The organism is Ruegeria sp. CE9 (assembly GCF_056537425.1).
Genome location: NZ_JBQFRO010000017.1, coordinates 53,888 through 59,887, shown reverse-complemented (window position 1 = coordinate 59,887; position 6,000 = coordinate 53,888). Strand labels below are relative to the sequence as shown.

Annotated in this window: 8 protein-coding genes; 4 read left to right on the top strand and 4 right to left on the bottom strand. The window is 55.6% G+C overall.

All coding sequences use genetic code 11. The features are described 5' to 3' along the window. Positions 1-383 precede the first annotated feature (383 nt). On the top strand, positions 384-1,283 hold the full coding sequence (locus ACR0B3_RS22560; RefSeq protein WP_480811040.1) for a LysR substrate-binding domain-containing protein: 900 nt from the start codon (positions 384-386) through the stop codon (positions 1,281-1,283). 22 nt (positions 1,284-1,305) lie between these two features. Here the strand turns inward: ACR0B3_RS22560 and ACR0B3_RS22555 are convergent, their stop codons facing one another. Then, positions 1,306-1,758: an Lrp/AsnC family transcriptional regulator gene (locus ACR0B3_RS22555; RefSeq protein WP_480811039.1), complete on the bottom strand. Its 453-nt coding sequence runs from the start codon at positions 1,756-1,758 to the stop codon at positions 1,306-1,308. A 123-nt stretch (positions 1,759-1,881) separates the two neighbouring features. On the opposite strand from ACR0B3_RS22555, the gene ACR0B3_RS22550 reads away from it, so the two are divergent. The 3 genes from ACR0B3_RS22550 (at position 1,882) to ACR0B3_RS22540 (ending at position 3,431) form a co-directional block, all read left to right on the top strand. Continuing rightward, complete coding sequence (locus ACR0B3_RS22550) at positions 1,882-2,721, top strand: PhzF family phenazine biosynthesis protein (protein ID WP_480811038.1); 840 nt, start codon at positions 1,882-1,884, stop codon at positions 2,719-2,721. Next, positions 2,718-3,095 (top strand): nuclear transport factor 2 family protein, encoded by a 378-nt coding sequence (locus ACR0B3_RS22545; RefSeq protein WP_480811037.1) that lies wholly within the window; start codon positions 2,718-2,720, stop codon positions 3,093-3,095. Before ACR0B3_RS22550 ends, ACR0B3_RS22545 begins: the two co-directional genes overlap by 4 nt. 108 nt (positions 3,096-3,203) lie before the next feature. Next, positions 3,204-3,431 carry a RidA family protein gene (locus tag ACR0B3_RS22540; protein ID WP_480811036.1) on the top strand — a complete coding sequence of 76 codons (228 nt, stop codon included), beginning with the start codon at positions 3,204-3,206 and terminating at the stop codon, positions 3,429-3,431. Between the two features lie 181 nt (positions 3,432-3,612). On the opposite strand, the gene gcvA is transcribed toward ACR0B3_RS22540, so the two are convergent. The 3 genes from gcvA to ACR0B3_RS22525 all read right to left on the bottom strand — a co-directional run bounded on the left by gcvA (position 3,613) and on the right by ACR0B3_RS22525 (position 5,996). Beyond that, the gene (gene gcvA / locus ACR0B3_RS22535) at positions 3,613-4,536 is read right to left on the bottom strand and encodes a transcriptional regulator GcvA (protein ID WP_480811035.1); all 924 of its coding nucleotides are present in this window, start codon (positions 4,534-4,536) and stop codon (positions 3,613-3,615) included. 37 nt (positions 4,537-4,573) lie between these two features. Continuing rightward, positions 4,574-5,350 carry an SDR family NAD(P)-dependent oxidoreductase gene (locus ACR0B3_RS22530; RefSeq protein WP_480811034.1) on the bottom strand — a complete coding sequence of 259 codons (777 nt, stop codon included), beginning with the start codon at positions 5,348-5,350 and terminating at the stop codon, positions 4,574-4,576. A 67-nt stretch (positions 5,351-5,417) separates the two neighbouring features. Further along, the gene (locus tag ACR0B3_RS22525) at positions 5,418-5,996 is read right to left on the bottom strand and encodes a VOC family protein (protein ID WP_480811033.1); all 579 of its coding nucleotides are present in this window, start codon (positions 5,994-5,996) and stop codon (positions 5,418-5,420) included. Positions 5,997-6,000 lie beyond the last annotated feature (4 nt).

Genomic DNA, 6,000 nt, shown 5'->3' with positions numbered 1-6,000 from the left:
CGCCCGCCAGCGCCGGAAACCATCATCCCGATGGATCACAGGCCGATGATGCACTAACAATCAAATTGGACCAGTCAGATGAGGCTGCTCAACTTCGCGACGCCTTCGCACTACCAGGATGATCTTTGAAAGTAACACCTTTCCGGTGGTGTCGGGTAATCCATGCCAATGTCTCTTTTCATGTGGCCCGACCAGTGTAGAAACTCACCTAAGTGAACGGTTTTTTTCCCGCGGGTTGCATTAAGTCGATTCAGAAAGCTTTGAAAGTACGTCAGCAGTTTCATATGGTCCTCACATTCATCAAATTGATGACTGCTATACGATTGGCCGGTTGAATGGTTGTAAAACAAACAAAACAGCACCCAACAGCATAAGGAATTTAAATGGCTTCCCGAGGTGATCTTCCGCCATTGGCTGCAATTCGGGTTTTCGAAGAGGCCGCGAGGAGCAAGAACTTCACGGTTGCGGCGGACAAGCTTGGGATGACCCAGGCTGCTGTCAGCTATCAGATCAAGATCCTTGAGGAACGGGTTGGCGCACCACTCTTCCGTCGCGAGGCACGCGGAGTATCTCTGACAGATATTGGAGTTGGTTTCGCAGAAAAGGCGACCGAAGCACTCAACGTTTTGAGTGATGCGTTTCACGAGGCGAAAGGCGTTTCTCAGGAAACGCTTGCAATCAGTGTCATTCCAACATTTGCCACAAATTTTCTTGCGCGGCACTTAGGAGGGTTTCAGGTGGAAAATCCCAATATTGCGGTGCGGGTGGAAGTGAGTGAAACCCTGACCGATTTTGTCTCCAGTGGTTTCGACGTCGCCATTCGCGGCGGCAAAGGCAACTGGCGTGGACTATCGAGCCATCTTCTAATCCAAACCCGTTTTACCCCAATGTTGAGCAAGGATCTGGCTGAAAGCATCGGCGGCGTTCAGGATCCCAAGGACCTAATGCGCCTCCACATCCTGTCACCCTCCGATCCATGGTGGAACCGTTGGTTTGCAGAGGCGGGATTGGCAAGGCCGGAACTGTCAGACGAAGTCCGCCACCATTTCGGCCCGCAGGTATTGGAAGCCAACGCCGCCATTTCTGGCCAGGGCGTCGCAATGCTGACTCCCGCGTTCTTCAAGGATGAGCTTGCAAGCGGGCGATTGATTCAACCGTTCAATCTGACTTGTGAAGATGGATCAGGCTACTGGCTTGTCTACCCGGAGAGCCACCGCAATTCGCAAAAGATACGGCGGTTCAGGAAATGGCTGGAAGCAAAGACCAAGGACTGGCGCTCGTAGATGCCAAAAGCCGTTCCGAGATCTAGGGCTGGTCAAGGGGCGGCAATCTGTGCTCGAAGATCGAAGATTTTACGATGGACGTGTTGGTCTCAGCTCGGTCGTGGAAGGGCAGAAGGATATCGTCGAGTTCGCTGATCTCTTTCAAAAGCAGTCGCGCGACATAACAATCATCGCCAGTGACCCTGTCACATGAAATAAAGCGAGGCTGCTCCTCGATCATCTTCTCTACAATGTGAAGCTGCCCACTTCTTGGTTTGATCCGGACCAGAGCCTGGATTGTATAGCCAAAACGTCGCAAATCGATCCGGGCACCAAAGCCTGTGAGATAACCGCTTTCCTGAAGGCGGCGCAGGCGTTCGCCGACGGCGGGGCCGGAAAGACCTACGTTTTTTCCAATATCTGCAAGGCTGGTACGGCCATAGGAATCGAGAAGCTCTACGATTCGGCAGTCTGTTTGATCCAGTTCTTTCGACATGAAAGAAGTTTAGAGAGCCGGGCAATGATGTGAAAGAAGATTTTCAATTTGTCCTTCATCAGTGCTGGGACATTTCCCAGGTCTTTCCGATAGTTTGCCGCAAGCAGAACTAAGGAGACAAAGATGGATATCCAGCGTATTGCGTCATTTAGCCAAGGAGCGGAAGGCGGAAATCCGGCAGGTGTGGTACTGTTAGAAAGCGAAGCCAGTGTCGAGGAAATGGCCCGGGTCGCGGCTGAGGTCGGATATTCAGAGACTGCGTTTGCCGTCGCACAAGATAGTGGACAAAAGAGCTGGCGTGTTCGTTACTTCTCCCCTGAATCTGAGGTTCCATTCTGTGGCCATGCAACAATTGCCCTGGGCGCCGCGCTCGGGCGACATAGTGGGGCCGGCACCTATTCCCTGACCCTGAATGACGCAACGATCACGGTGGATACGGACACTACACCCGACGGCGTAGTTGCCACCCTGTCATCACCCCCAACCAAAAGCCGCGCACTGGCAGACGCAGAAACGAGCGATATCCTGACGCTCTTCAATCTGACGGTGGATGACCTCGATCCGCGCCTAGCCCCGGCTCATATCCATGGTGGTGCTGATCATGTCGTACTGCCGCTAAAGAGTCGAACCCGACTGGCTGGAATGACATATGATCTCGACAAGGGGCGGCAGGTGATGCGCGATCATAATTTGGTCACTGCGATGCTTGTCTTCATAGAAACCGATCAGACATTCATTGCGCGCAATGCATTCGCTTCGGGAGGTGTTCTGGAAGACCCGGCAACGGGCGCGGCAGCTGCAGCCTTTGCAGGGTATTTGCGTGATAGCAACTGGCCACACGGGGGTGAATTCACGATCCGCCAGGGTGAAGACATGGGCAGCCCATCCTTGATCCATGTGTCGTTGGATGATGTAAAAGGTAACTCGGTACGGGTATCCGGCGCTGCGCGAGACATAGTATGAGTGACCTTCCCGAAGTAATTGCAGCCTACATCGAGGCCTATAACAAGATGGATGTGGCCGGCATGATCACCTACCTTTATGATGACGTGGTGTTTCGAAACATCGTCGACGGAGACGTCACGGTTGAAACGTCAGGGAAACAAGCCTTTTCCGATTTGGCCGCTACCGGCGTGCAAGCGTTTAAAAGCCGTCAGCAAACGGTGACAAACATGATAACGGTCGAAGCTGTTACCTTGGTTGAGATCGACTATTCAGCGGTGGTTTCAGCTGATTTGCCAAATGGGTGGACAGCAGGGCAGCAGCTTCGATTCCGAGGTGCATCTGCCTTTCGTGTTGAAGCCGGTCGGATCGTCAGTATTACCGATCAGAGCTGAGCGAGCCAAAACAAACATTGATGCCTGGCCCTGATGTTTTGTTGTTGCTGATGTTCGATTTCGCCCAAGTTTTCGGCGGCAAATTTGCGAACACGCAAAGGAATTCAGATGATTAACCGTTTGGCTCTGGCCTCGCTGCGCGCTGTACCGGAACAGTATCAAGGTATCTATGCGCACGGCACCCAGATCACTGCTCCGCAGTCGTTTTTATTTTTGTCAGGGCAAATCGGCGTCTCTCCGGATGGCAAAACCCATACGGGATTCGAGCAGCAATGCCATCAGGCGATGGACAACGTTGAAGCACTTCTCAAAGACGGCGACCGGACGAGGTGCTGATCGCCATTGGCGTCGCCACCGGCGGGCGCCCGCATCACCGGATTGGCGACCGCTATTCCGACATGGAAGAGTTGCAGCACGACCAGTCGGTGCGCCCGGCGATGGCCTGATCCCAGGTTCCTCAGCATGTTCCGCGTGCCCTCATGAGGGCACGCACAGGGCGGCCCCCACCCCGGATGTTTCAGGAGAAATATTCCCTGCCAAATTCGCCTTCCCGGAACAGGTCCGCCTGATCCAGCAGCCAGTCCTGGAAGGCCTTGATTTTCGATTTCCGCGCGACCGAATGGGGGCAGACCAGGTAATAGCTCTTGTTCTTGATTTTGTGATTGTAAGGAACCACCAGCCTGCCGTCCCGGACATAGCGTTCGGCCGCGATAAGGCTGACCAGGCCAACCCCGTGCCCGTCACTTGCGGTCAGCAGGCACATGTGTTCCTCGGAGTAGGTGACAAAAGGGCGAAAGCTTTCGACCTGGGTGTCGTTTTCCTTGAGCCATTTGTCCCAGCTGGGGTCGGTTTCGGAAAAACCGGACCATTCGTACTGAATCAGCCGAGCGGTTGAAAGGTCTTCGGCGGTCTTGAGGTCGTTGGCCAACACCGGGTTACAGACCGGTGCGACGTAGTCGTCCAGGACCCAGGCGCAGTGCATGTCGGGATAGTCGCCATATCCATAGCGTATCGCGATGTCGATCGGTTCGGATTTGAAATCTGTCACCTCGTCACAGCCCAATATCCTGACGGACAGATTGGGGTAAAGCTCGGCAAACTGAGCAAGACGCGGGCTGAGCCAGTTAGAGGCAAAAGACGTGGTCGCCGTTATCGTGAGGTCTCCTGAAATTTCGTCCTTGGCCAGCGCGTCCGTGCCGGCGGTGAGATGTTCAAAGGCCTTTGAAACATGCTCAGCATAGATAATCCCATCGGGCGTCAGCGAAACAAAGCGGTTGGATCGGTTGAGAAGTTGAAGCCCCAGGTGCGTTTCCAGGGATTTCACCTGATGGGACACTGCCGTTGGCGTGACGCAGAGTTCATCGGCCGCATGTTTGAAGCTCAGGTGGCGGGCGACGGCCTCGAACGCCTGGATACTTTTGAGATTTGGCAGGCGGCTCATATTTCTTGCTTCCTTTGAACGGGAGGTCCGGGACAGTCTAGCCCTGAATCGAGCCCCGGTCTGCGTTAATCTTTTGCCCCGTGATGTTGCGTGCCAGCGGGGAGGCGAGGTACAGATAGCTGAGCGCCACATCCTCTGGCGACTGAATGCCGGGCAGGGATTGCCCTTCATTGATCTGTTCGGCCACCTGGTCCTCGGAAAGGTTCTTGTCCTGCGCCATCTGGCGAAGGGTTTCGCGGGCCGGGCCGGTCAGCACCCAGCCCGGGCAGACCGCATTGACGCGGATGCCGCGCGGCCCCAGCTCTTTCGCCAGAACCCGCATGAACCCGATATTCGCGTGTTTCGATGCGACATAGGCGTTCAGTTCCGCCGCGGCTGTCGTACCCCAGATAGACGAAGTGATGAAGATGTTTCCGCCCTCTTTCTTCAACGGCACGGCGGCGCGGGTGCTGAGGTAGGTGCCGATCACGTTGATGTCGATTATCTCGCGGAACCGGGCTTCGCCCTTGGCAGAGGTGTCGGTGATCGGGGTGACCAGTTCCAGGCCTGCGTTGGCGACGAATGTGTCCAGTTTCGGCAGCTGGGAAAACACGCTGTCGATGTTCTGGCTATCGGTAATGTCACAGACCCAGCCAGCCACCTTGCGACCTACCTGTTCAGACAGATGCGCGGCGGCGTCCAGCGTGTCCGGTCCCCGTGCCAGGATATGCACATCCGCCCCGCTTTCAGCAAACAGCCGGGCCACACCATGGCCGATCCCCTTGCTGGCGCCGGTGACAAGGACGGTCTGATCTGAAAAGTCTAATGTCCGCAAGCTGCGATCCTTGGAAAAAAGCGCGGCACCGGTCAGACCGGCGCCGCGTCAGTTCAGGGAGTGTGCCTTACCAGGTCACTTCTCCCGGGGGAGGTGACGGGAACCAGCTTTCCGGTTCCGGGTAATCCCAGTCCTCGGGAAAGTGGTATGTTTCGAATGTGGTGCCGGTGGCGTCTTCGGTTTCAAAGAAGGCAAATGCATTCTTGCCCTTCCATTTGCCCGATTGCACAATCTTGAACCCCCGCGCTTCGAGCTCGGCAAGGCGTTCCTCCCACGGGGCATCGTTGCAGTCATAGGCGACGTGGTGAAAGGCGGTGCCGTTCTTGTCCAGAAAATCCCGAAAGATCGACGGCCCCCATAGCGGCTCCATCAGTTCCCAGATCATGTTGCCGGATTTGGCGAAACAGACCTTGAGCGCGAAGTCGCAGGGTTCGCCGCGATAGGTCTGGTCGGTCACGTTTTCGGGCGAAAACGTATAGACCGCCCAGGGCCCGATGCCCAGCCGGCACAGGCCTGCCATGGTTTTTACGTGATCGTCGGTGACGATGGCTAGTTCGACCACGTTGCCAAGATAGGTGTTTGACAGGGTTTCGTCGCTGGTGACTCCGGGCAGTTTGTCCAGCAGGTCCTTGGGCAAGGCAGTCATGTTG